This is a genomic window from Pseudoxanthomonas gei (assembly GCF_010119615.1).
Lineage (GTDB): Bacteria > Pseudomonadota > Gammaproteobacteria > Xanthomonadales > Xanthomonadaceae > Pseudoxanthomonas_A > Pseudoxanthomonas_A gei.
Genome location: NZ_QOVG01000001.1, coordinates 42,521 through 63,756 on the forward strand (window position 1 = coordinate 42,521; position 21,236 = coordinate 63,756).

Annotated in this window: 21 protein-coding genes; 4 read left to right on the forward strand and 17 right to left on the reverse strand. The window is 64.0% G+C overall.

Annotation, left to right across the window (positions count from 1 at the left end):
- Nucleotides 1–118 precede the first annotated feature (118 nt).
- Nucleotides 119–1,018, forward strand: a complete 900-nt coding sequence (locus tag DT603_RS00135; protein WP_162348322.1) for a DnaJ C-terminal domain-containing protein — start codon at nt 119–121, stop codon at nt 1,016–1,018.
- Nucleotides 1,019–1,055: 37 nt separating this feature from the next.
- Here the strand turns inward: DT603_RS00135 and pilH are convergent, their stop codons facing one another.
- The 11 genes from pilH to purB form a co-directional block, all read right to left on the reverse strand.
- Nucleotides 1,056–1,448 (reverse strand): twitching motility response regulator PilH, encoded by a 393-nt coding sequence (gene pilH, locus DT603_RS00140; RefSeq protein WP_162347830.1) that lies wholly within the window; start codon nt 1,446–1,448, stop codon nt 1,056–1,058.
- 93 nt (nt 1,449–1,541) lie between these two features.
- Nucleotides 1,542–2,537, reverse strand: coding sequence for a YhdH/YhfP family quinone oxidoreductase (locus tag DT603_RS00145; protein WP_162347831.1), 996 nt, complete (start codon nt 2,535–2,537; stop codon nt 1,542–1,544).
- A 150-nt stretch (nt 2,538–2,687) separates the two neighbouring features.
- Entirely contained in the window at nt 2,688–3,269 is a 582-nt protein-coding gene (locus DT603_RS00150) for an LOG family protein (RefSeq protein ID WP_162347832.1), read from the reverse strand.
- 112 nt (nt 3,270–3,381) lie between these two features.
- Entirely contained in the window at nt 3,382–4,806 is a 1,425-nt protein-coding gene (gene lpdA / locus DT603_RS00155; RefSeq protein ID WP_162347833.1) for a dihydrolipoyl dehydrogenase, read from the reverse strand.
- Nucleotides 4,807–4,932: 126 nt separating this feature from the next.
- Nucleotides 4,933–6,162, reverse strand: coding sequence for a dihydrolipoyllysine-residue succinyltransferase (gene sucB / locus DT603_RS00160; RefSeq protein ID WP_162347834.1), 1,230 nt, complete (start codon nt 6,160–6,162; stop codon nt 4,933–4,935).
- A gap of 36 nt (nt 6,163–6,198) precedes the next feature.
- Nucleotides 6,199–9,039 carry a 2-oxoglutarate dehydrogenase E1 component gene (locus DT603_RS00165; protein ID WP_162347835.1) on the reverse strand — a complete coding sequence of 947 codons (2,841 nt, stop codon included), beginning with the start codon at nt 9,037–9,039 and terminating at the stop codon, nt 6,199–6,201.
- Between the two features lie 189 nt (nt 9,040–9,228).
- The gene (locus DT603_RS00170) at nt 9,229–10,137 is read right to left on the reverse strand and encodes a GNAT family N-acetyltransferase (protein WP_162347836.1); all 909 of its coding nucleotides are present in this window, start codon (nt 10,135–10,137) and stop codon (nt 9,229–9,231) included.
- Nucleotides 10,137–11,312 (reverse strand): ribosomal protein uL16 3-hydroxylase, encoded by a 1,176-nt coding sequence (locus DT603_RS00175; RefSeq protein ID WP_162347837.1) that lies wholly within the window; start codon nt 11,310–11,312, stop codon nt 10,137–10,139. The genes DT603_RS00170 and DT603_RS00175 overlap by 1 nt, the downstream gene beginning before the upstream one ends.
- Nucleotides 11,309–12,202 (reverse strand): subclass B3 metallo-beta-lactamase, encoded by an 894-nt coding sequence (gene bla / locus DT603_RS00180; RefSeq protein WP_162347838.1) that lies wholly within the window; start codon nt 12,200–12,202, stop codon nt 11,309–11,311. The genes DT603_RS00175 and bla overlap by 4 nt, the downstream gene beginning before the upstream one ends.
- Nucleotides 12,203–12,246: 44 nt before the next feature.
- Entirely contained in the window at nt 12,247–12,645 is a 399-nt protein-coding gene (locus DT603_RS00185; RefSeq protein WP_162347839.1) for a VOC family protein, read from the reverse strand.
- 27 nt (nt 12,646–12,672) lie between these two features.
- Complete coding sequence (gene purB, locus DT603_RS00190) at nt 12,673–14,055, reverse strand: adenylosuccinate lyase (RefSeq protein ID WP_162347840.1); 1,383 nt, start codon at nt 14,053–14,055, stop codon at nt 12,673–12,675.
- A gap of 183 nt (nt 14,056–14,238) precedes the next feature.
- Between purB and DT603_RS00195 the strand changes: the two genes are divergently transcribed.
- Nucleotides 14,239–15,645, forward strand: coding sequence for a class II fumarate hydratase (locus DT603_RS00195; protein WP_162347841.1), 1,407 nt, complete (start codon nt 14,239–14,241; stop codon nt 15,643–15,645).
- Here the strand turns inward: DT603_RS00195 and DT603_RS00200 are convergent.
- The 6 genes from DT603_RS00200 to DT603_RS00225 all read right to left on the reverse strand — a co-directional run bounded on the left by DT603_RS00200 (nt 15,642) and on the right by DT603_RS00225 (nt 19,476).
- Complete coding sequence (locus DT603_RS00200; protein WP_162347842.1) at nt 15,642–16,085, reverse strand: hypothetical protein; 444 nt, start codon at nt 16,083–16,085, stop codon at nt 15,642–15,644. The genes DT603_RS00195 and DT603_RS00200 overlap by 4 nt on opposite strands.
- A gap of 74 nt (nt 16,086–16,159) precedes the next feature.
- Nucleotides 16,160–16,828, reverse strand: coding sequence for a DUF2884 family protein (locus tag DT603_RS00205; RefSeq protein ID WP_162347843.1), 669 nt, complete (start codon nt 16,826–16,828; stop codon nt 16,160–16,162).
- 148 nt (nt 16,829–16,976) lie between these two features.
- Nucleotides 16,977–17,978: an ABC transporter permease gene (locus DT603_RS00210; protein ID WP_162347844.1), complete on the reverse strand. Its 1,002-nt coding sequence runs from the start codon at nt 17,976–17,978 to the stop codon at nt 16,977–16,979.
- Entirely contained in the window at nt 17,975–18,850 is an 876-nt protein-coding gene (locus tag DT603_RS00215; RefSeq protein ID WP_162347845.1) for an ATP-binding cassette domain-containing protein, read from the reverse strand. Before DT603_RS00215 ends, DT603_RS00210 begins: the two co-directional genes overlap by 4 nt.
- Nucleotides 18,847–19,209, reverse strand: a complete 363-nt coding sequence (locus tag DT603_RS00220) for a GntR family transcriptional regulator (protein ID WP_162348323.1) — start codon at nt 19,207–19,209, stop codon at nt 18,847–18,849. The genes DT603_RS00215 and DT603_RS00220 overlap by 4 nt, the downstream gene beginning before the upstream one ends.
- 12 nt (nt 19,210–19,221) lie before the next feature.
- Nucleotides 19,222–19,476: a hypothetical protein gene (locus tag DT603_RS00225; RefSeq protein ID WP_162347846.1), complete on the reverse strand. Its 255-nt coding sequence runs from the start codon at nt 19,474–19,476 to the stop codon at nt 19,222–19,224.
- A 172-nt stretch (nt 19,477–19,648) separates the two neighbouring features.
- Here DT603_RS00225 and DT603_RS00230 point away from each other — a divergent pair, with 172 nt between their 5' ends.
- Nucleotides 19,649–20,176 (forward strand): glutathione peroxidase, encoded by a 528-nt coding sequence (locus DT603_RS00230; RefSeq protein ID WP_425500911.1) that lies wholly within the window; start codon nt 19,649–19,651, stop codon nt 20,174–20,176.
- A 93-nt stretch (nt 20,177–20,269) separates the two neighbouring features.
- Nucleotides 20,270–21,220, forward strand: coding sequence for an FKBP-type peptidyl-prolyl cis-trans isomerase N-terminal domain-containing protein (locus tag DT603_RS00235; protein WP_162347848.1), 951 nt, complete (start codon nt 20,270–20,272; stop codon nt 21,218–21,220).
- Nucleotides 21,221–21,236 lie beyond the last annotated feature (16 nt).

Sequence of the window (21,236 nt, forward strand, 5' to 3'; positions counted from 1 at the left end):
CGCGTCGCAGGCGTCCCTGTCCGCGGCCGTCGCCAACGATGGCCCGGACGGGCCGCGCAGTAAGTAGAATCGGCCCGCAGTCCGCAGGATTGCGGGCCGATTGTTCGAGAGGTACACGATGCAGTTCAAGGATTACTACCAGATACTCGGGGTCGAGCCGACCGCCGGCGATGCCGAGATCAAGACGGCGTACCGTCGCATGGCGCGCAAGTACCATCCGGACGTCAGCAAGGAGGCCGGTGCCGAGGAGAAGTTCAAGGGCGTGAACGAGGCCTACGAGGCTCTGCGCGACCCCCAGAAGCGCAAGGCCTACGACCAGCTGCGTTCGCAGGGCTACCGTCCGGGTGAGGAGTTCCGCCCGCCGCCCGATTTCGGTCGCGGTGGCGGCGCCGGCGGACAGGGCTTCGATTTCGAGGAAGTGTTCGGCAGCGATGGCAGCGGTGGCGCCGGGTTCAGCGACTTCTTCGAAGGCCTGTTCGGCCGACGTGCCCATGGTTCGCCCGGTCCGCGCGGACCGCGTCCGCAGGGTGATACGCGGGCGAAGGTGTCGGTGCCGCTGCAGGCGGTCTACGACGGCGGCCATGTGCGCCTTGGCCTCAACGGCAGGCAGCTCGACGTACGCGTGCCCAAGGGCGTCAAGCCCGGACAGGTCATCCGCCTGTCAGGGCAGGGGGATGGTGGCGGCAACCTGTTGCTGGAAATCGAATACGCCGCGCATCCGCAATTCGAAGTGGATGGACGCAACATCATCCACGTGCTGCCGGTGGCGCCATGGCAGGCGGCGCTGGGTGCAACGGTCAGCGTGCCCACGCTGGGGGGATCGGTGGACCTGAAGATCCCGGCCGATTCGGAAGCCGGGCGAAAATTGCGGCTGCGCGGACGCGGCTTGCCCGGCGCGCCGGTGGGCGACCAGATTGTCGAGCTGGAGATCACCGCCCCCAAGGCCGTCAACGAACGGCAGCGCACCGTTTACCGGATGCTGCAGGGCGCCTTCGAGGAAAACGAAAACGACGGGTAGGACCCGTCGTTTTCATTGCAAAACCTGTTGCCTTGACTCAGGCAGCCGTGGAAGGCGGCCTCTCGGTCGTGCTGAAAATGCGATCGATGACCTCGGCCAGCTCGTCTTCCGAGAAGGGCTTGGTCAGGTAGGCCTTCGCGCCCTGGCGCAATCCCCACATGCGATCGGTGTCCTGGTCCTTGGTGGTGACCAGGATGACCGGGATGTGCTTGGTGGTGGCCTCGCGACTCAAGGTGCGCGTGGCCTGGAACCCGTTTAGGTTCGGCATCACCACGTCCATCAACACCATGTCGGGCAGCTCGCGCTTGGCGACCTCCACCCCTGCGGCGCCGTCTTCGGCGGTGAGTGATTCATGCCCCAGTTTTTCAACGATGCGCTGGATGCCCAGCAGCTGCGAAGGCGAATCGTCGACGATCAGAATGCGCGCCATGCTTTACCCCATGTTGTCCCCAATGCCGATTGTAGTGTGACTTTGGCCTCGCGGAAAATGGGGCAGGAGCCGCAGCCGTGACCGGGTTCGCGTTTATCCGGTTTTAACCAGGGTGCGGCCGAAGGATTGTCCGGCGAGCATGCCGTTGAATACCTCAGGAAGCCCGTCCAGCGTAGTTTCCCGCGTGCAAATGGCTTCCAGGTGCCTGGGTTTCCAGTCGTCGGCCAGATGCCGCCAGATATCGTCGCGTATGCCGCGGGCGGTTCCGGCGGAGGCCACGCCCAGCAGAGAGACCCCACGGATGATGAAAGGCATGACCGTGGTGGGCAGTTCGTGGCTGGCCACCAGCCCTGCGGATGCGACGTTGCCGTAGGGCGCGGTCTGCGCCAGCAGGCTGGTCAGCATGCTGCCGCCGACATTGTCCAGGCCTCCGCCGAAGCGCACGGATTCCATGGGCCGCTTGCTGTCGAGCGCTTCCCTGCCAAGGACTTCCACGGCACCCAGCGACCTGAGGTAGTCGGCACGATCGGCCTTGCCACTCACGGCATGCACCTGGAAACCGGCACTGGTGAAGATGTCGACAGCCAGCGAGCCCACGCCCCCGGTGGCGCCGGTGACGGCCAGCGGACCCAGCTCGGGCGTCTGGCGGTTGTCCAGCATCCTGTACAGGGCAAGCGCGGCGGTGAAGCCGGCGGTGCCCAGGATCATGCTCTCGCGCAGGGTCAGGCCCGCGGGCAGCGCAATGACCCATTTCGAATCCAGTCGGGCGTACTGCGCGTAGCCGCCGTCGCGGGTTTCGCTGAGCCCCGAGCCGGTCACCAGCACCGCGTCCCCTTCCTTGAACGTGGGGTCGGTACTGGCAACCACATGGCCGGCTACATCGATGCCGCCCACCAGCGGGAATCTGCGCAGGATCTTGCCCTGGCCCGTGCCTGCCAGCGCGTCCTTGAAGTTGACCGATGAATACGCGGTCTTGACCACCACTTCGCCGGGATTGAGGTCGTCCAGCGAAATCGACTCGATGCCCGCGCGGTAGCCGTTGGCGTCGTCGTGGATGCGGAAGGCGGGGAACTGGTTGGGTACGGTCATAGCGTGCTCTCGACCCTGTCGGACGCAGGAATACAGTGACGAGATTCTGCGTCAACGGCTGCGCGACTGGAAGGAACAGGCCTGCTACTTTCGTCTTGCGCGCGACCTGTGCGAGCAGTCCGGGATCACGCAGCTCCTGATCAAGCAGGCTCAGCGCATCGCCAGGCGACGCTTCTCGCCGATCTGCGCCGGCTGATAGTTGCGCATCCACTGAAGCATTGTCGGGATGTCCTCGCCATGCCAGAGGTCGGCGCGCTGCTCGGCATGCAGGAAACGCTCTTCCACCATGCGGTCGATCATGCCGATCAGCGGGGCGTAGAACCCGTCGACGTCGAGGAACGCGCACGGCTTGTTGCCGATGCCGAGCTGTCGCCAGGTCAGCATCTCGAAGATCTCTTCCATGGTGCCGAAGCCGCCGGGCAGGGTGACGAAGCCATCGGAGAGGTCGAACATGCGCGCCTTGCGCTCATGCATCGAGCCGACGATTTCCAGCTCGGTCAGGCCACGGTGCGCGACTTCCCAGTCCGCGAGCTGCTTGGGAATCACGCCTGTGACCTGGCCACCGGCTTCCAGCACGGCATTGGCCACCACGCCCATCAGGCCGACGTTGCCGCCGCCGTATACCAGCCGCAATCCTTCCCTGGCGATGCGGTCGCCCAACGCCGCCGCGCGTTCCGAATAGATGGCCTTGCTGCCGGAGTTGGAACCGCAATAGACACAGATGGATTTCATAATGGCCGTAGGAATAAAGGGAGCGGACGCAGCGCGTGCTCAATGAAGAATTAGAAACAGGAAAGGGGAAGGGCGCTTTTCTTCACCCTTCCCCCTTTTCTGTTTGCTGCTTTCAGTTGACCTTGTGGATCGAACGCTTGGACACCGCCATGGCCGCATCGTGCACGGCTTCGGACAAGGTCGGGTGCGCGTGGCAGATGCGGGCCAGGTCGTCGGCCGAGCCGTTGAACTCCATCGCGATCACACCTTCGTGCACCAGCTCGGACACACCTACGCCAACCAGGTGCAGGCCGAGGATGCGGTCGGTCTCGGCATGTGCCAGGACTTTCACGAAGCCGGCCGGCTCGCCCATGGCCACGGCCCGCGCGATCGCCGCGAACGGGAAGCTGCCGGCCTTGTACGGAATGCCTTCGGCCTTGAGCTGTTGTTCGGTCTTGCCCACCCAGGCGATTTCCGGCTCGGTGTAGATGACCCAGGGCACGGTGTCCAGGTTGACGTGGCCGGGCAGGCCGGCGATCAGCTCGGCAACGGCGATGCCTTCCTCGAAGCCCTTGTGCGCGAGCATCGGGCCGCGCACGCAATCGCCGACCGCCCACACGCCGTCGACGCCGGTGTGGCAGTGTTCGTCGACTTCGATCTGGCCGCGATCGCTCAGCTTCACGCCCGTGCCTTCGGCCAGCAGGCCTTTGGATGCCGCCTTGCGTCCTACGGCTACCAGCAGCCTGTCGACCGCGAGCGTCTTCTCGCCTTCACCGTCGGCATAGGTAACGTGGACTTCCTTCTTCTTGATCTCGGCCTTGCTGACCTTCGCGCCCAGCTTGATGTCCAGGCCCTGCTTCTTGAATTCCTTGGCCGCGGTCCTGGCGACTTCCGCATCTGCGGCGCCCAGGAATTCCGGCAGGGCTTCCAGGATGGTGACTTCGGCTCCAAGGCGCTTCCACACGCTGCCCAGTTCCAGGCCGATCACGCCGGCCCCGATCACCGCCAGGCGCTTGGGCACCGAGGTGAAGTCGAGGGCGCCGACGTTGTCGACGATGTATTCGTTATCGAACTTCGCGAAGGGCAGCTCGATGGAATCCGAACCGGCGGCGATGACGACGTTGGTGCCCTTGAGCTCGACTTCGCTGCCGTCGTGCTGCTTGACCTTGACGATGTTGCCGGGCTGCAGCTGGCCGAAACCGTAGTAAGGCGTGATCTTGTTGGCCTTGAACAGCATCGCGATGCCGCCGGTGAACTGCTTCACGATCTTGTCCTTGCGGCCGATCATGGTGGCGACGTCCATCTTGGCGTCCTTGACGCTGATGCCGTGGTCGCCGAACAGGTGCTGCAGGTTGTAGTACTGGCGCGAGCTGTCCAGCAGCGCCTTGGAAGGAACGCAACCCACGCGCAGGCAGGTGCCGCCAAGAGCCGGCTTGCCATCCTTGCCCAGGGCGGCGTCGATGCACGCGACCTTCATGCCCAGCTGCGCGGCGCGGATGGCAGCGTGGTAGCCGGCCGGGCCGGCACCGATGACGACGACGTCGAATTGTTCGCTCATTGTGGTTCGTTATCCTTTGAACGGACGCTCATCGCATGATGAGCGGGGCAAATGGCAAATCGTGAAGGGTGAAGAAAAGCGCGCTTGTCCTTCACCATTGAGCGCCCAGCGCGCCCCATTCACCACTTACATGCCAAGCAGCATGCGGCTCGGATTCTCAAGCTGGTTCTTGATGTCCACCAGGAACAGGACCGCGTCCTTGCCATCGATGATGCGGTGGTCGTAGGAGAGCGCGATGTACATCATCGGCGCGGCAATGACGACGCCGTTCTCGACGATGGCCCGTTCCTTGATGGCGTGCATGCCCAGGATGGCGCTCTGCGGCGGGTTGACGATGGGCGTGGACATCAGCGAACCGAAGGTGCCGCCATTGGTGATGGTGAAGGTGCCGCCCTGCAGGTCTTCCAGCGCGAGCTTGCCGTCGCGGGCCTTCTTCGCATACTCGCCAATGCCTTTCTCGATTTCGGCGAAGCCCATGCGCTCGACGCTACGCAGGACCGGCGTCACCAGCCCCTTCTCGGTCGACACGGCGATCGAGATGTCCGCATAGCCGTGGTAGATCACGTCGTTGCCGTCCACCGACGCATTGACCGCCGGATGGCGTTGCAGCGCGTTGGCGGCCGCCTTGGCGAAGAAGCTCATGAAACCCAGCTTTACGCCATTGGCTTTCTCGAACGATTCGCCCAGCTCCTTGCGCATGGCCATGACCTTGCCCAGGTTCACTTCGTTGAACGAGGTGAGCATGGCGATGGAGTTCTTCGACAGCATCAGGCGCTCGGCGATGCGCAGGCGCATGCGGGTCATCGGCACGCGCTCTTCCGGACGCGAACCGCCGGTCACGCCGGCGGTCTTGCCGCTGGCGTAGTTGATGAGGTCTTCCTTGGTCACCGCGCCCTTGCGGCCGGTACCTTCGACTGCGGCCGGGTCGATGCCTTCGGAGACGGCGGTGAAACGCGCGCCTGGCGGCAGGCCATCGGTCGAGGCGACCGGTGCGGGCTTGGTGGAAGCAGGAGCCGCCGCCTGGGCCTTGCTCGCTTCGGCCCTGGGTTGGACTTCCTGGGCGCCCGCGGCCGGCGCGGCCTCGGCCTTCTTTTCGGGAGCCGGTGCGGCGGCCGCCGCGCCTTCCTCGATCACCGCCAGCAATTGCTGGCTGGTCACGGTGGCGCCTTCGGCGAACTTTATTTCCTTGAGAACGCCGTCGACGGGCGACGGCACTTCCAGCACGACTTTGTCGGTTTCAAGGTCGACCAGGTTCTCGTCACGCTTGACCGCGTCGCCGGCCTTCTTGTGCCAGGTGGCGATGGTGGCGTCGGAAACGGATTCGGGAAGAACCGGGACTTTGACTTCGGTGGCCATGTTGGAAAGGCTTCCTGTTAAGGGTTGTCGAATGGATTATTCGGCAACGATGTCGTTGCCGAACTTGTTGACGAGGGCATCGGCGACCAGTTGCAGCTGCTCTTCCACGTGCTGGGCGAAATGGCCGGCGGCGGGCGAGGGCGAGCGTGGTCGACCGGCGTAATACAGTTCCTGCCTGCTGCCGGTGCATGCCTTCAGGTGGTGGCGGATCTGGTACCACGCGCCCTGGTTCTGGGGTTCTTCCTGGCACCAGACGACCTCGGTGGCCGCTGCATAGCGCTTGAGTTCGGCTGCCAGCAGTTCGCGCGGGAAGGGATACAGCTGCTCGATGCGCAGGAGGGCCACGTCGTCCTGGCCGCGCTTGCGCTGGTCTTCCAGCAGGTCGTAATAGACCTTGCCGGAGCACAGCACGACGCGCTTGACCTTCTTGACGTCGGCGGTGGCATCGGGGATCAGGTGCTGGAATTCGCCATTGGCCAACTCATCCAGCGAAGACACCGCCAGCTTGTGGCGAAGCAGCGACTTGGGCGTCATCACGATCAGCGGCTTGCGCGTGGTCATGCGCAACTGGCGGCGGATCATGTGGAAGCACTGCGCCGGAGTGGTGGGTACGCAGACCAGCATGTTCTCGAGTGCGCACAGCTGCAGGAAACGTTCCAGGCGGGCGGAGCTGTGCTCGGGACCCTGGCCTTCGTAACCGTGTGGCAACAACAGGGTCAGGCCGCTGATACGGCTCCACTTGGCCTCGCCGGCGGCGATGAACTGGTCGATCACCACCTGCGCGCCGTTGGCGAAATCGCCGAACTGCGCTTCCCAGACGTCGAGGGTGTTGGGGTCGGTCGTGGAGTAACCATATTCAAACGCCATCACCGCTTCCTCGCTGAGCAGCGAGTCGATGATGGTGGCGTCTTCGGGGTTTTCGACCAGCTGGCGCAACGGCAGGTAATAACTGTCGGTCTTCTGGTCGTGCAGGATCGCATGGCGGTGGAAGAAGGTGCCGCGACCCGCGTCCTGGCCGACCAGGCGCAGGCGGTGGCCTTCCGAAAGCAGGGTGGCGTAGGCCAGGTTCTCGGCAAAGCCCCAGTCGCCCGGCAGCTCGCCCTTGGTCATCTTCATGCGGTCGTCGTAGATCTTGGCTACGCGCGGGTGCAGGGTGACGCCAGCCGGTATCGTGTTGATGATCCTGGCCAGCTGGTCCAGCGCGGTGCGCTTGACCTTGGTGTTGACCGGGTCGGTGACCTTGCCGGACAGGTATTTCGACCAGTCGATGGCAAGTTCATCGGGCTTGGGCTTGGCCAGCTCGGTGGTGACTTCACCGGAATCCAGCTTGTTGCGATAGCTGTCGACCAGCGCCTGGGCCTCACCCGCGGCGATGACGCCGCGCGCTTCGAGGTCCGCCGCGTAAAGCTCGCGGGTGGTCTTGTGGGCACGGATCACCTGGTACATCAGGGGCTGGGTAGCGGCAGGTTCGTCGGCCTCGTTGTGGCCCCAGCGGCGGTAGCAGACCAGGTCGATCACCACGTCTTTCTTGAACTGCTGGCGGAAGTCGTAGGCCAGGTTGGCGCAGAACACCACGGCTTCCGGATCGTCGCCATTCACGTGCAGCACCGGCGCGCCGACCATCTTGGCCACGTCGGTGCAGTACAGGGTGGAACGTGCGTCATCACGGGTGCTGGTGGTGAAGCCGATCTGGTTGTTGATGACGATGTGGACGGTGCCGCCGACCGCGAAACCGCGTGCCTGCGACATCTGGAACAGTTCCATCACCACGCCCTGGCCCGCGAAGGCGGCGTCGCCATGGATGATCACCGGCAGCACGGCCTTGCGCTCGCTGTCGCCACGTCGTTCCTGGCGCGAGCGCACGCTGCCCGCAACCACGGGATCGACGATTTCCAGATGCGAGGGATTGAACGCCAGCGCCAGGTGCACGGGATTGCCGGGCGTTGCTATGTCGGCACTGAAACCGTTGTGGTATTTGACGTCGCCGGTGTGGGCGCGGTCGTCGGCAACATATTCGAACTTGCCCTCGAACTCGTCGAACAGCTTGCGCGGCGACTTGCCCAGGGTATTGATCAGCACGTTCAGGCGCCCGCGGTGGGCCATGCCCAGCACGATGTCCTTGACGTTGTCGGTGCCGGCGCGGCGGATGGTCACGTCCAGCAGCGGGATCAGCGAGTCGCCGCCTTCCAGCGAGAAGCGCTTCTGGCCGACGTACTTGGTGTGCAGGTAGCGCTCCAGGCCCTCGGCGGCGGTCACGCGTTCCAGAATGCGGCGTTGCGTCTCGACATCCAGGCCGTAGTTGCCGCCCGCTGCTTCGAGGCGCGAATACAGCCACTGGCGCTGGGCGACGTCGGTGATGTACATGAATTCGGTGCCGATGGAGCCGGCGTAGGTGGCTTTCAACCGGGAGAACAGGTCGCGCAGCTTCATGCGCGGCTGGCCGGCGACCCCGCCGGTGCTGAATTCGCTGTCCAGGTCGCGGTCGGACAGGTTGTGGAAGCCCAGCTCCAGGTCCGGAGAATCCTGGCGCGGGGTCAGCCCGAGCGGATCCAGGTTGGCGGCCAGATGGCCACGTGAGCGGTAGGAGGTGATCAGGCGGCCGACATTGCGCTCGCGCTCATCGCCCGGGCCGGCAGCTGGTGCGGCGGCATAACCATTGTTGGCGGCGTGCCGGGCGGCTTCGCTGATCTGGGCGATGACGACCGAATGGGGTACGTCGCCAGCCTCGTGGCCCTTGAAGCCATCAAAGTAGGCCTTCCATTTGGGGCCGACGCTCTCGGGAGAGACCAGGTACTGCTCATACAGGTCTTCAATGAAGGAGGCGTTGCCGCCGCCGAGTTGCGAGGATTGCGCAAACTGCTTCAGGAGGTTGTCCACGATGGCGTAGGTAGGCTTGTCGAAGGGCCGATGTCTGGCTTGTGGGGTACCGGCAGGAACAGGGGAGCGAGGCCTGCGCGGGCGAGATGAATGCGCGAAATTATACCCGTATGGGGATAACGGCGCTGGCTCCTTGGACTAAAGGCCCATGCCCCGTACGGGTCCACGGTTGTAGCCAGCAATTCCTGCTCAGATGCCCAGTGCACGGAACTCGGTGCATGGCCGGGCCCGTTCCCAGAAACGGCCGAACTCGTCACGCAGTTGCCGCGCGCGACCGGCGCCATCCAGGTTGACTTCCCCATCGAAACGATGGCCCAGCGTGCGGAAGTAGTAGCCACTGGTGTCATTGGCGACAAAGGCCGCAGCGTAGGCCCTGTCGACCGGCTCGCGCACTTCGCGGAACGTGAACACGCTGGGCAGGCGCTGTGCCAGGGTCAGCAGGGGCGCCAGCGCGCGCTGTGGCGTGCCGGCGTCCTGCACCAGGATATGGACCTCGCCACCGCGCGTGGCCGTGGCGAAGCGCCGCAGCGCGTCGAGCACCTGCGGATGGTCCAGCAGACCCGGATCCAGCTCGCGGGTGTAGATGCGCAGGCCGCGCCGCGCATGGGTGACCACCGCCAACATCGCCGCGATCGCTCCGGCGCCGGTCTCCACCAGGGTGGTGCCGTGCAGCGCGCGGCGCATGGACTGATGCTGGATGCCCGCCTCTTCGAAGCGTTCGCCGTGCGGAATGAAGCCCTGGCGTGCGTAGAAGGCTTCAGCCGAGACCTGCGCATTCAGCGATACCGCCGGCCATCCCTGGTTGCGGGCTTGCTCCATCAACGCCAACAGCATCGCATCGCCCACGCCTTGTCCGCGCCAGGCGGCCAGCACCGCCATGCGTCCGATCCTGTGCTCGGGGGTCAGCCTGCCGGTGCCAATGGGATGGCCGTCCTGGTCGCGTGCGATGACGTGATGGCAAAGCGGATCCAGTGCATCCCACTCTTCCTCCAGGGGCACCTGCTGCTCCTGGACGAAGACGGTCTCGCGGACGGCGCGCAGTTCTGCCAGGCCGCTGGCATAGTCGATCGGCATCACCTGGAACGCGCGGTCGGACATCACTCCTCCTCGTCGGCAAGCAGCTGGTAGTGGCCCTGTGAATAGAGCTCGAAGGCGATATCGCGCCCTGCGTCGGAAAGGGCCGCATAGCCGCCGCCGTCCAGCAGCTCGGCCGACGCCAGCGCCTGTGCGTCCTTCACCGGTAGTGTGAACTCCAGGCCGCTGCAGAACAGTGTCGCCAACCGGCCGCTCCTGCGCCAGGCCAACCGGGAGAACGGATGTCGCTGCAGCTCGGCACCCTGCTGCAGGTCCCATTCCACTTCAATGCGGGGACGCGGCTGCCCGGCCACGGCCACTTCGCCGCCCGCCCGATAGGTGGTGATGAAACGCCCGAACCAGTCGCCCAGCTTGTCCGGGTCATTGAGGCGCAGGGTATTCAGCGCCTCCACGGCGCGCACCATGGCGGCTGCATCGATCTCGTTGGGGTCCTTCGGCGGCGCAAGATCAGGGTCGTGGTAGCGCATCGACTCGTCGGCGTCGGCGATCAGGTTGTCCAGGTAGTCGCTGACCAGCTCCGCCGATGAGGGCGCGCGCATGCCGACGGAGAGGGTCAGGCAGGGGTTCAGGGCCACCCCGTGGTGCGGTACACCGGGCGGGAGGTACAGCATGTCGCCGGGTTCCAGCACCCAGTCATGGCTGGGAGTGAACTGGCGAAGCAGTTTCAGTTCCACATCATCGCGGAAATCGAGCGGCGGGTTGGCTCCCGCATCGATCTGCCAGCGCCGTTGCCCCTGGGCCTGCAGCAGGAACACGTCGTACTGGTCCACGTGCGCCCCTACCGAACCACCGGTAGCGGCGAAGCTGACCATCACATCGTCGATCCGCCAGCGCGGCAGGAAGTCGAATCGCTGCAGGATCGCGCGCACGTCCACGTCCCATTTGTCCACGTCCTGCACCAGCAGGGTCCAGTCGTGGTCGGGCATGCCCGGGAACTCGTCTTCGGTGAAGGGGCCGGTGCGCAATGTCCATGCGTCGCGCGCACGGTCATGGCTGACGATGCGCGACAGGGCCATTTCCTCGCAGGCCAGCCCAGCCAGGTCTTCGGGCTCGATCGGCGAAACGAAGTCGGGAAAGGCATTGCGGATCAGCAGCGGCTTCTTCTGCCAGAATTCCTTGAGGAATTTCGCCGCGGGCATGCCAAGAAGATGCTTTGCGCTGGCCTGGACTTCAATCATGGGCTATTCCTTTTTTCATTTGCGGCGGCTTCTTCCGCCACGCGCTGGTCAAGGCGCTCGGCAGCCCTGGCGGCGTAAATCCGGCATGCGCTGGCGTCGACCAGTGGCTGGGTCGCACCGGGACCGAGCCGTGACCATAGCTGGCTGGCGGAAGGATGGGGCGTGAGCAGGATCTCGCAATCCAGCCTCGCCACGCGCAACAGCGTCTGCCGGAAGTCCGCCAGCACGCCCGGATGCGCGGCGTCGTCGGTATACCGGTACACATCGTCGGAGATGGCGGTAAGGCTGTCGGCGTATACCAGTTGCCGGCACTTGCGCTTTTCGCAGGAGCGCCAGCTCCAGCTGGTGCCCCCGGGGGTGTGTCCCGGCGTCGCGATGGCCTGCAGTGCCAGCGGGCCAACTTTCACGGCCTCGTCGTCAGCGATCAGCTGCACGCGCGCGACGGCGGGAAAGGAACGCAGCACCAGGAATTGCGGGTCGCTGCGATCGCTTGCGCCGCGCTTCAGTGTTGCCGCGGCGGGCGCACGCGCCAGCACCGGCGCCCCGGTGGCAGCTTGCAGCGCGGCCAGCCCGCCGGCGTGGTCCAGGTGTTCATGCGAGGACACGATCGCGCGCACATCTTCTGGCTTGAAACCCAGTGTGCGGATATTGGCAAGGATCTGCGCGCTGCCCGTGGGCGTGGCCCCGTCTATCAGTACGTGCCCCTGCACGGAGGTGACCAGCACTGCGCTGATGCCACAAGTGCCCACGAACCAGGTGTTGCCGTAGATACGTCGCGGCGTAGCGGGGTCGTCCCACCCGGCATCGGCGGCGCAAACAGTGGCCGCAGCAGCTGGCCCGGCGGCTGCGTGCGCGCCTGCGGAGGCAAGCAGCGTCGAGGTGAGAGCCATCAACCGCATGAGCAGTGAAGTGCGTGCGTGCAAGATATTTTCCTTCAATCGCAGAGTTCGTCGTAACCGCGGCCCAGGAACTGCAGCAGGCACCAGCCGTGGCCGAACGGATCGGCCAGCTGGACGATACGCCCCCAGGACGCTTCGCGGATTTCTCCTTCCTGGATGGCCCCGGCGGCCAGCGCGCGGGTCAGTGCCGGTTCCAAATGGTCCACCACCACATCCAGGTGGATGGGCATCCAGTGGCGTTGGTAGTCCCGCGTTGCCATGGCTGCGGCAATGCTGCCGGCAGTGTTTTCAAGCAGGTAAACCGGTACGTCTCCTCCCAGCATTTCCTGCACATGTGCGCCCAGTCGCCGGCCACGGTGCAGGCCGAATGCGCTGATGTAGAAACGCTCGGCTGCAGCCAGGTCGGGAACGTCGATGTTGATGAGCTGCTTCATGGCCGCATCACCCTGGAAATCACAAGCTCAGATATCCGCCGCCAGTGTGCCGGCGAGTCCTGTGTAGCTGCCAGGAGTCAGATCCAGCAGCCGCTGTTTCGCATCCGCCGGCAATTCCAGCGAACCGATGAACTGCCGCATCGACTGTTCGGTGATGCCCTGTCCGCGCGTCAGCGCCTTCAGTTGCTCGTACGGGCTCGGCAGGCCATGGCGGCGCATCACCGTCTGCACGGCCTCGGCCAGCACTTCCCAGGCTCCATCCAGATCTGCGTCCAGTTTTTCCGGGGCGACACTGAGCTTGGCCAAGCCCTTGCCCAGCGAATCCAGCGCCACCAGGGTATGGCCGAAGGCGGTGCCCAGTGCGCGGAGCACGGTGGAATCGGTCAGGTCGCGCTGCCAGCGGCTGATCGGCAGCTTGGCACTGAAATGTTCGAACAGCGCATTGGCCAGGCCCAGGTTGCCCTCGGCGTTCTCGAAGTCGATCGGGTTGACCTTGTGCGGCATGGTGCTGGAGCCGACTTCGCCTTCCTTGAGCGTCTGCTTGAAGTAGCCCAGCGAGATGTAGCCCCAGATGTCGCGGGCAAGGTCTATGAGGATGATGTTGGCGCGGCGCGTGGCGTCGCCGATCTCGGCCACGTTGTCGTGCGGCTCGATCTGGGTGGTGTAGGGGTTGAAGACGATGCCCAGCCTGCCGATGAAGGCCTGGGTGAAGGCTGGCCAGTCCACTTCCGGATAGGCGATGACATGGGCGTTGTAGTTGCCCACTGCGCCATTGCTCTTGCCGGTCAGTTCAACGGCGGCGATCTGGCTGCGCTGGCGCTGCAACCGCGCGACCACGTTGGCGATTTCCTTGCCCAGTGTGGTCGGCGAGGCAGTCTGGCCATGCGTACGCGACAGCATCGGCTGCGAAGCCTGGGCATGCGCCAGCGCGCGCAACTGGGCGATGACCTGGTCCAGCGCGGGAAGCAACACGTTGCTGCGCGCCTGTTCCAGCATCAATGCATAGCTGAGGTTGTTGATGTCTTCGCTGGTGCAGGCGAAATGCACGAACTCCAGGGCCGGGCCCAGCTCTGAACCAAGATCGCCGGCATCGTCCTTGAGCTGCTCCTTGATGAAGTACTCGACCGCCTTGACGTCGTGGTTGGTGGTGCGCTCGATCTCCTTGACCCGCGCCGCATGCGCGGTAGAGAAGCCGTCGGCCAGGGCGCGCAGGCGCAGGGCCGCGTCCTCGCTGAACTTCGGCAACTCGACGATGCCCGGCTCGTCGGCCAGCGCCAGCAGCCACTCCACCTCGACCTTCACCCGGGCCTTGATCAGGCCGTACTCGGAGAAGATCGGCCGCAGCGCATCGACCTTGGCGGCATAGCGGCCATCGAGCGGGGACAGGGCGAGCAGGGCGGATTCGGACATGTGGGGATGCTGGGGATGTGGGGGCCACATTCTAAACGTTGCGGGCGTATCCTTCAGAAAACCGGTTTCGCCATTGTGCGAAGGCTGGACCCAGCGTCTTCCACGCCTAGTGTTTTCGGATGAAGTCGCTGGATTGCGCCATCGCCGGATGGCAATGAACCATATCTGGGAACGGAGACCGTCATGAGTGATTCCTTTCGCATCGAACACGACAGCATGGGCGAGCTGCGCGTGCCCGGCGAGGCGCTCTGGGGCGCGCAGACGCAGCGCGCGCTGCAGAATTTCCCCATCTCGGGCCAGCCCATCCCGCGCGGGTTGATCCGCTCTCTGGGCCTGATCAAGGCCGCTGCCGCCGAAGTCAATGTGGGTCTGGCGCTGTTGCCGAAAGGGGTCGCCAAGGCCATCCGCAGCGCTGCGCTGCAGGTTGCAGCAGGCGAATACGACGCGCATTTCCCGATCGACATCTACCAGACCGGCTCGGGCACCTCGTCCAACATGAATGCCAACGAGGTCATCTCCAACCTGGCTTCCGCATCCGGCAAGGTTCGGGTGCATGCCAACGACCACGTGAACCTCGGCCAGAGCTCCAACGACGTCATTCCCACCGCGATCCGGGTATCGGCCCAGCTCGCCGTGGTCGAAGAGTTGCTGCCGGCCCTGAAACATCTCAGGCAGACCATCGACAGGCGCGGCCGCTCACTGGCCAAGGTGGTCAAGACCGGGCGCACGCATCTGATGGATGCGATGCCGCTGACCTTCCAGCAGGAATTCTCTGCCTGGTCTGCGCAATTGAAGTCGGCCGAGGATCGCCTGCAGGATAGCCTCAAGCGGTTGCGTCGCCTGCCGCTGGGTGGGACCGCGATTGGCACGGGCATCAACGCCGATCCGCGCTTCGGCGCCAGGGTGGCGCGTGCGCTGTCACTGCTTACGAAGACGCGCTTCGAATCGGCCGCCAACAAATTCGAGGGACTGGCGGCGCAGGACGATGCGGTCGAGCTGTCCGGCCAGCTGAGCGCGCTGGCCGTGGCCCTGATCAAGATTTCCAACGACCTGCGCTGGATGAATTCCGGGCCGCTGGCCGGACTGGGTGAAATCGAATTGCCCACGCTGCAGCCTGGCAGCTCCATCATGCCCGGCAAGGTCAACCCGGTGATTCCCGAAGCCACGGTAATGGTCTGCGCGCAGGTCATCGGCCACCACACGGCGATCACCGTGGCCGGGCAAACCGGCAACTTCCAGTTGAACGTGACCTTGCCGTTGATTGCAGCCAACTTGCTGGAATCGATCCACCTGCTGGCCAATGTGTCGCGCCTGCTGGCCGATTCGGCGATCGCGGGCCTCAGTGTCCGCCATGCGCATATACGCGAGGCGCTAGACCGCAATCCCATCCTGGTGACTGCCCTGAATCCAGTGATTGGCTACGAAAAGGGCGCGGCCATCGCCAAACAGGCCTACAAACAGGACCGGCCGGTGCTGGAAGTGGCAATGGAAGTCACCGGGCTACCGGAAAAGACCCTGAAGGCATTGCTGGACCCGGCGCTGCTGGCCAAGGGCGGGATCCACGGCAAGCCGGGTGGGGGCGCGGGCTAGGGTGCGCTCCGCCCGGTCTCTTTCCGCGCCGGCCATTCGCCGGGGAGTGCCGCGCCGGCCATCATCCCGAGCGCGCCTTCGCACATGCCCAGCTTCTCCTTGCGGGTTCCGGTTTCCAGGCGTGACAGGCGGGAAGCGATAACGTTTTCCCGATACGCCTTTACGGTTTGTCCTGGGGGAAACTCCGCCAGCGTCAGCAGCCGACCGCGTTCGATCTGGTCCTGGTGTGTGTTGACGTAGCGGAAATAGAGCGGGGCAGCTTTTTGCAGGTAGCCAGCATCAAGGCCCGCGCATTTCTCTATGAGCAGGGGAAGCGCGAAGGTCGCGACGTAGGCAATGTGGTCCTGGTAGGCAAGGTTGAGCTGAGGATCGTCGCCTGCCGACGCATGGCTGGAACCCATCACGAGTGCAATCGCAAGCAAGGCTGGTGCGGATTTCATGGTGGGCTCCGGTGCGGAAGATTGACTCTCCACCTCTGCGTGCAGGTGGAACTGGCTTTTTGCGAGGGCGACTGTCAGCGGTTGCTGGCGTCGCTCTTGGCGGCGGCATCGGCCTGGGCGGCAGCATCGCCTGACTCTGCGGCCTCGTTCCTGTCTGCCTTGACGGCCTTTGCCAGGGAACCACCGACCTCCTTGCCGGCGGCGTAGCTGTCGCTCTGGCTGGATCCGCAATCATCCACGTCGGAAGTCTCTATGGTGGCGTAGGGCTTGAAGGCGGGAAGCTGCGTCGCCAGCGCATCCTGCGATGCCTTGATCGTCACCAGGCGTTTGCACAGTTGCATGGCCTGCTGTTCGATTTTCTTGGCCTCGGCTTCTATCTTTGCATCGACCTGGTCGCCGTCGCCTTTCATTGCGCCCTTGATGGCTTCCTTGATCGCGGTACCAGCCAGCGCCGCTCCCTGCTTGCCGATCTCGATGCCGTCGCTCGTCATTGCATTCAACTGCGTGTGGTAGCTCTGCAACAAGACGCGTTGTGCAGCGCTCACTGGTACCGCCTTGCCGTCTATGGTCAGCTCGCCAGCCGTGGAGATCTTCGCGTCGGGGTGGCCGTCTGCATGCAGCACGATGTTCTTGCCGTCGCTGGAGACGTTGCCCTTGTCAGTAGAGACATGCGTGCCGGGATTGCAGCCTGCGAGCAAGGCGGAACAGGCGATTGCCAGCAGGGGATAGTGCAGGCTTTTCATTGGGAACCTCGGTAGCTGCAGCGGTATGGGGTCAATGGCCGGGCGGCAAACAGGCGCGGCGGTGGATGCAGTTGGGGTGATCACTGGGCGACGTGGGCCTCAATGGGTGAAACGGAGGCCGGTCGACAACCGGCCTCCCACCCTCTACTCAGTCGGCCAGCTCGCGCCAGCGGCGCAGGTAGATGGCCAGTGCTATGAAGGCCGCGCCGATGGCGGCGCCAATCCACAAGTCTGCCGATCCCAGCACGTCCAGGTTGCTGACGTTCATCAGGCGCATCAGGTCGGCCGGGCCCTGGATGTCCGAGTTCTGCGCATGTTGCATGTTGTTCTCGAAGGCACTGCTTGCTGGCGCCCAGCTGCCTGGCACTACGCTCATCAGACCGCGGTAGACCAGGGTGTACCAGATCCTGCCGTAGTTGATATCGGTGCCGGGCAGGATACCCACCATGCTGACCATCACACATGCCAGCACCGGGAGCAGTACGGCCCACAGGAACGGCTTGCTCCGCGCCCAGGCGGAACACAGCATCAGCCAGCCTACGGCGGGCAGGGCCCAGAGCAGGTAAACCGGCACGATGGTCAGCGTGTTGCCGATGACGCTGAAGGGATTGGCATGGGTGAAGATGGCCGATGCATTCGGCATCCCGGCCAACGCCGCGGCTGCGCCGATGATCACCCAGAGGACGATTCCGATCGCCACGCCCACCACGATCGAGATGATGGGTGCCAGCAGCAGCGCCCAGCTCGCCTTCGAAAGCACCATCTGCAGGTCCGATGCCGGCAGCGATTTCCAGAACAGCACACTGCGGTCGCGGCGGTCGTCGTACAGGCAGCCAAGCGCGTAGAAGAACACGACGAACGCCAGCACCAGGGTGGTCAGGCTGATGCCCACCAGCAAGGCGGTGTCGCCAATGCCACCAATCTGGCGGGCATGCTCGGCCAGGCTGCCCTCAAACCGCATGCTGTCGCCGGCGTGACTCTGGTTGAAGCGCACCAGTCCGATAACAGCCAGCACCAGGGTCAGCAGGCTGACGATAGCGCCGGTGATCACTGGCGCCCACAGGAACCCACCGCGGTTCTCCCAGAATTCCCGTTTCAGCAGCCACTTGAAGGTGTTGGTCTTGTGGTTGTGGGTGGTGACGGCATTCATGCGTAGGTTCCTTTCATGATGGCAACGAACAGATCAGCCAGGCCGGGATTGCGGGTTTCGCCAAAGGCGGCAAGCTGCTCGCGTGGGGCGCCGTCGAACAGCATCACCGTCTTGCCGAACGGAAGGGAGCGCTCATCGATGGGCTTGAGTGCGCGCGCGGCTTCGACGCTGTCGGCCGAAGCCAGTACTTCGGTATAGCGGTCGGCGACTTCGTCCATGGCGGCGGTCAGCACGATCTTGCCGTCGCGGATGAACATCACGTCGGTGAGGATGTGCTCGATCTCCTCGACCTGGTGGGTGGTGATGATGATGGTCTTCTGCTCGTCGAAGTAGTCCTCGAGCAGGCGCTGGTAGAACTGCTTGCGGTACAGGATGTCCAGGCCCAGGGTCGGCTCGTCCAGCACCAGCAGCTTGGCGTCGATGGCCATTACCAGTGCCAGGTGCAGCTGCACGATCATGCCCTTGGACATTTCACGCACGCGCAGGTTGGGGTTGAGCTGGGTATTGGCGATGAAGCGCTCGCACTTGGCGCGATCGAAGCGCGGATGGATGCCGTCGACGAAATCGATGGCCTCCTTGACCTTTATCCAGCGGGGCAAAACCGCCACGTCGGCGATGAAGCAGACATCGTTCATCAGCTCGTCGCGCTGCTTGCGCGGGTCCATGCCCAGCACTTTCAGGTCTCCCTCGAAAGGCACCAGCCCCAGGATCGCCTTCAGTGCGGTCGTCTTGCCCGCGCCGTTGGGGCCGATCAGGCCGATGATCCTGCCGGCTTCGATATCGAAGCTGGTGTCGTTCAGGGCCAGCTTGCTGCGGTAGGCCTTGCGCAGGTTTCGCGCGGTAATAACGGTATTGCTTGCGACAGCGCTCACTTTGCACCCCCTTGGCGCAACAGTTCTTCGGTGGACAGGCCCAGGCGATTGATGCGCTCGGCGACTGCCGGCCATTCGTCCTGGAGAAATCTTTCACGCTCGCTGGTGAGCAGTTTTTTTGCCGCTTCCTCGGTCACGAACATCCCCAGGCCCCGGCGTTTCTCGACGAGTGCCTCGTCCGCAAGTTCCTGGTAGGCGCGCGAGACGGTGATCGGGTTCAGCTGGTACTCGGCCGCCACCTGGCGCACCGAGGGCAGTGCATCGCCCGGCTTGAGTACACCGTCCAGCATCATCGCGATGACGCGATCCTTCAGCTGGCGGTAGATGGGAGCGCCATCGCTCCACTGGATTGAGGTCAGAGTCATCATGGTTCAGCCCTGCGGGCGCAGTGATTGCGCGAAGGAGAAGTAAGGCATCGACAACGACGCGCGGCCGCGGCGATGTCTGCGCGGGGCAGGGGCCATGTCGTCGGCTGCCTCAAGGGCCCCGGCTTCGATGGTTTCGACCACGCCACCTTGTGGACCGGCCGCCTGGCCGGCTGCATGACCACCTGGCATCAGGCCGACGACCAGCAGCGCGCTGCTGATGGAGAGGCTGGACAAGGTGGTGAACAGTTTGTGGTTCATGAGGTTCCCCGCTGCGTTGGGTGAGTGGTGTTGTATTGAACTATAACACCTAATCAAAACCCGTCAAGCGTTGATGGCAAATTTGTTACCCAACTAAAGGCATACTGCCCGCCGATACCCCACCAGAGCCCTGCCTGTCATGAGTAAATCATTGAAAATAATGGCGTTTGTAATGTTGGTCGCCCTTTCAGGCGCGGCTTTGGCAGGCGGCTTGCTGGATCATTCGTATAGACCGTTGGCAGGCAAGGCCCCGATCAACCTGAATAAAACCTATGCCGGGCAGGTCGTGCTGGTGGTCAACACGGCGAGTAAGTGCGGTTTCACTCCGCAATACGAAGGCCTGGAAAGTCTGCAGAAGAAGTACGCGTCACGGGGTTTGGTGGTGCTGGGATTCCCCTCCAACGACTTCATGGGCCAGGAACCGGGCAGCGAAGCGCAGATCAAGGAGTTCTGCACGCTGACCTACGGGGTGAAGTTCCCGATGTTCGAGAAGGTGCACGTCAAGGGCCCAAACGCCACGCCGCTCTATCGTGAACTCGCCAAGGAAACGGGCGTGGAACCGGGCTGGAATTTCCATAAGTACCTGATCGGGCGCGATGGGCGCGTGGTCGCCAATTTTTCCAGCAAGGTCAAGCCCGGTGATCCCGCACTGGTGACGGCGATCGAACGCGAACTGAAGGCGGCCCGTCCTGCCAGGTAGCAGTAGGCAGCGTACGCGGGGCGCGTGCGACAATGTCGACCTCGCGCCAAGCCGGTGCGGATTGATCAATCCAATTTTCCCCGGGAGTTTCTGATGAAGCGGGCAATGCGCGGCGTAGCCGCATTGATGGCGGCCAGCCTGGCCATGATGGGAAGCAATGTGTCTGCACAGACGACGCAAGGCGACAAGACGGCGCTGGTTTCGGAGAAGGAAAAAATCAGCTACGCCATTGGCATGGACGTGGGCCGCTCGTTCCAGCCGGTGGCCGAGTACATCGATCTGGGCGCGTTCGAGCGCGCGGTGAAGAATGCATTCGCCGGTGCCCAGCCTTTGCAGTCGGAAGAGGAAGCCAAGGCCACCGACCAGGCATTGCGCCTGAACATGGCCGTCAAGCAGGGCGCGCCTGTGCCGGGCATGCCGCCGGGTTCGGCTCCGCCGGCGGTGGCGAAGGACAAGGTGGGTCTGATGCTGGGCGATCGTGCGGTAGGCCCGTCGTTGGCGCCTTTGAAGGACGAACTGGACCTGCCGGTGCTCATGCAGGCGATTCGAACCTCGTTCGCGAAGGCTCCGCTGCTGCTTACCGAGCAGGACGCCACGGCGACCCTGCAGGCCTACATGACCAAGAAGCAGAGCATGGCCGGCCAGAAAAACCGCGAGGAAGGCGCCGCCTTTCTCAGCAAGAACAAGGCAGTTCCGGGAGTCATCACCACGCCGTCCGGCTTGCAATACATGGTATTGCGGGCCGCCAACGGCCAGCGTCCGACGCCTTCCAGCCGCGTCCGTGTCAACTACGAAGGCAAGTTGCTCAACGGCAAGGTATTCGACAGTTCCTACGTGCGCGGGCAGCCGGCGGAGTTTGGCCTCAACCAGGTCATCGCAGGCTGGACAGAGGGTGTCTCGCTGATGCCCAGTGGTGCCAAGTACCGTTTCTGGATTCCGTCCAGCCTGGCCTACGGTCCGGCTGGCAGCCAGAACGGACCGGTCGCCATCGGCCCGGATTCCACGCTGGTGTTCGATGTCGAACTGATGAGCATCCTGCAATAACTGCAAGGCGGGACGA

Coding starts and splice junctions, on each gene's coding strand:
- DT603_RS00135 (WP_162348322.1), top strand. CDS start 119: ATGCAGTTCAAGGATTACTACCAGATACTCGGGGTCGAGCCGACCGCC.
- pilH (WP_162347830.1), bottom strand. CDS start 1,448: ATGGCGCGCATTCTGATCGTCGACGATTCGCCTTCGCAGCTGCTGGGC.
- DT603_RS00145 (WP_162347831.1), bottom strand. CDS start 2,537: ATGACCGTACCCAACCAGTTCCCCGCCTTCCGCATCCACGACGACGCC.
- DT603_RS00150 (WP_162347832.1), bottom strand. CDS start 3,269: ATGAAATCCATCTGTGTCTATTGCGGTTCCAACTCCGGCAGCAAGGCC.
- lpdA (WP_162347833.1), bottom strand. CDS start 4,806: ATGAGCGAACAATTCGACGTCGTCGTCATCGGTGCCGGCCCGGCCGGC.
- sucB (WP_162347834.1), bottom strand. CDS start 6,162: ATGGCCACCGAAGTCAAAGTCCCGGTTCTTCCCGAATCCGTTTCCGAC.
- DT603_RS00170 (WP_162347836.1), bottom strand. CDS start 10,137: ATGTCCGACCGCGCGTTCCAGGTGATGCCGATCGACTATGCCAGCGGC.
- DT603_RS00175 (WP_162347837.1), bottom strand. CDS start 11,312: ATGATTGAAGTCCAGGCCAGCGCAAAGCATCTTCTTGGCATGCCCGCG.
- bla (WP_162347838.1), bottom strand. CDS start 12,202: ATGGCTCTCACCTCGACGCTGCTTGCCTCCGCAGGCGCGCACGCAGCC.
- DT603_RS00185 (WP_162347839.1), bottom strand. CDS start 12,645: ATGAAGCAGCTCATCAACATCGACGTTCCCGACCTGGCTGCAGCCGAG.
- purB (WP_162347840.1), bottom strand. CDS start 14,055: ATGTCCGAATCCGCCCTGCTCGCCCTGTCCCCGCTCGATGGCCGCTAT.
- DT603_RS00195 (WP_162347841.1), top strand. CDS start 14,239: ATGAGTGATTCCTTTCGCATCGAACACGACAGCATGGGCGAGCTGCGC.
- DT603_RS00200 (WP_162347842.1), bottom strand. CDS start 16,085: ATGAAATCCGCACCAGCCTTGCTTGCGATTGCACTCGTGATGGGTTCC.
- DT603_RS00205 (WP_162347843.1), bottom strand. CDS start 16,828: ATGAAAAGCCTGCACTATCCCCTGCTGGCAATCGCCTGTTCCGCCTTG.
- DT603_RS00210 (WP_162347844.1), bottom strand. CDS start 17,978: ATGAATGCCGTCACCACCCACAACCACAAGACCAACACCTTCAAGTGG.
- DT603_RS00225 (WP_162347846.1), bottom strand. CDS start 19,476: ATGAACCACAAACTGTTCACCACCTTGTCCAGCCTCTCCATCAGCAGC.
- DT603_RS00230 (WP_425500911.1), top strand. CDS start 19,649: ATGTTGGTCGCCCTTTCAGGCGCGGCTTTGGCAGGCGGCTTGCTGGAT.
- DT603_RS00235 (WP_162347848.1), top strand. CDS start 20,270: ATGAAGCGGGCAATGCGCGGCGTAGCCGCATTGATGGCGGCCAGCCTG.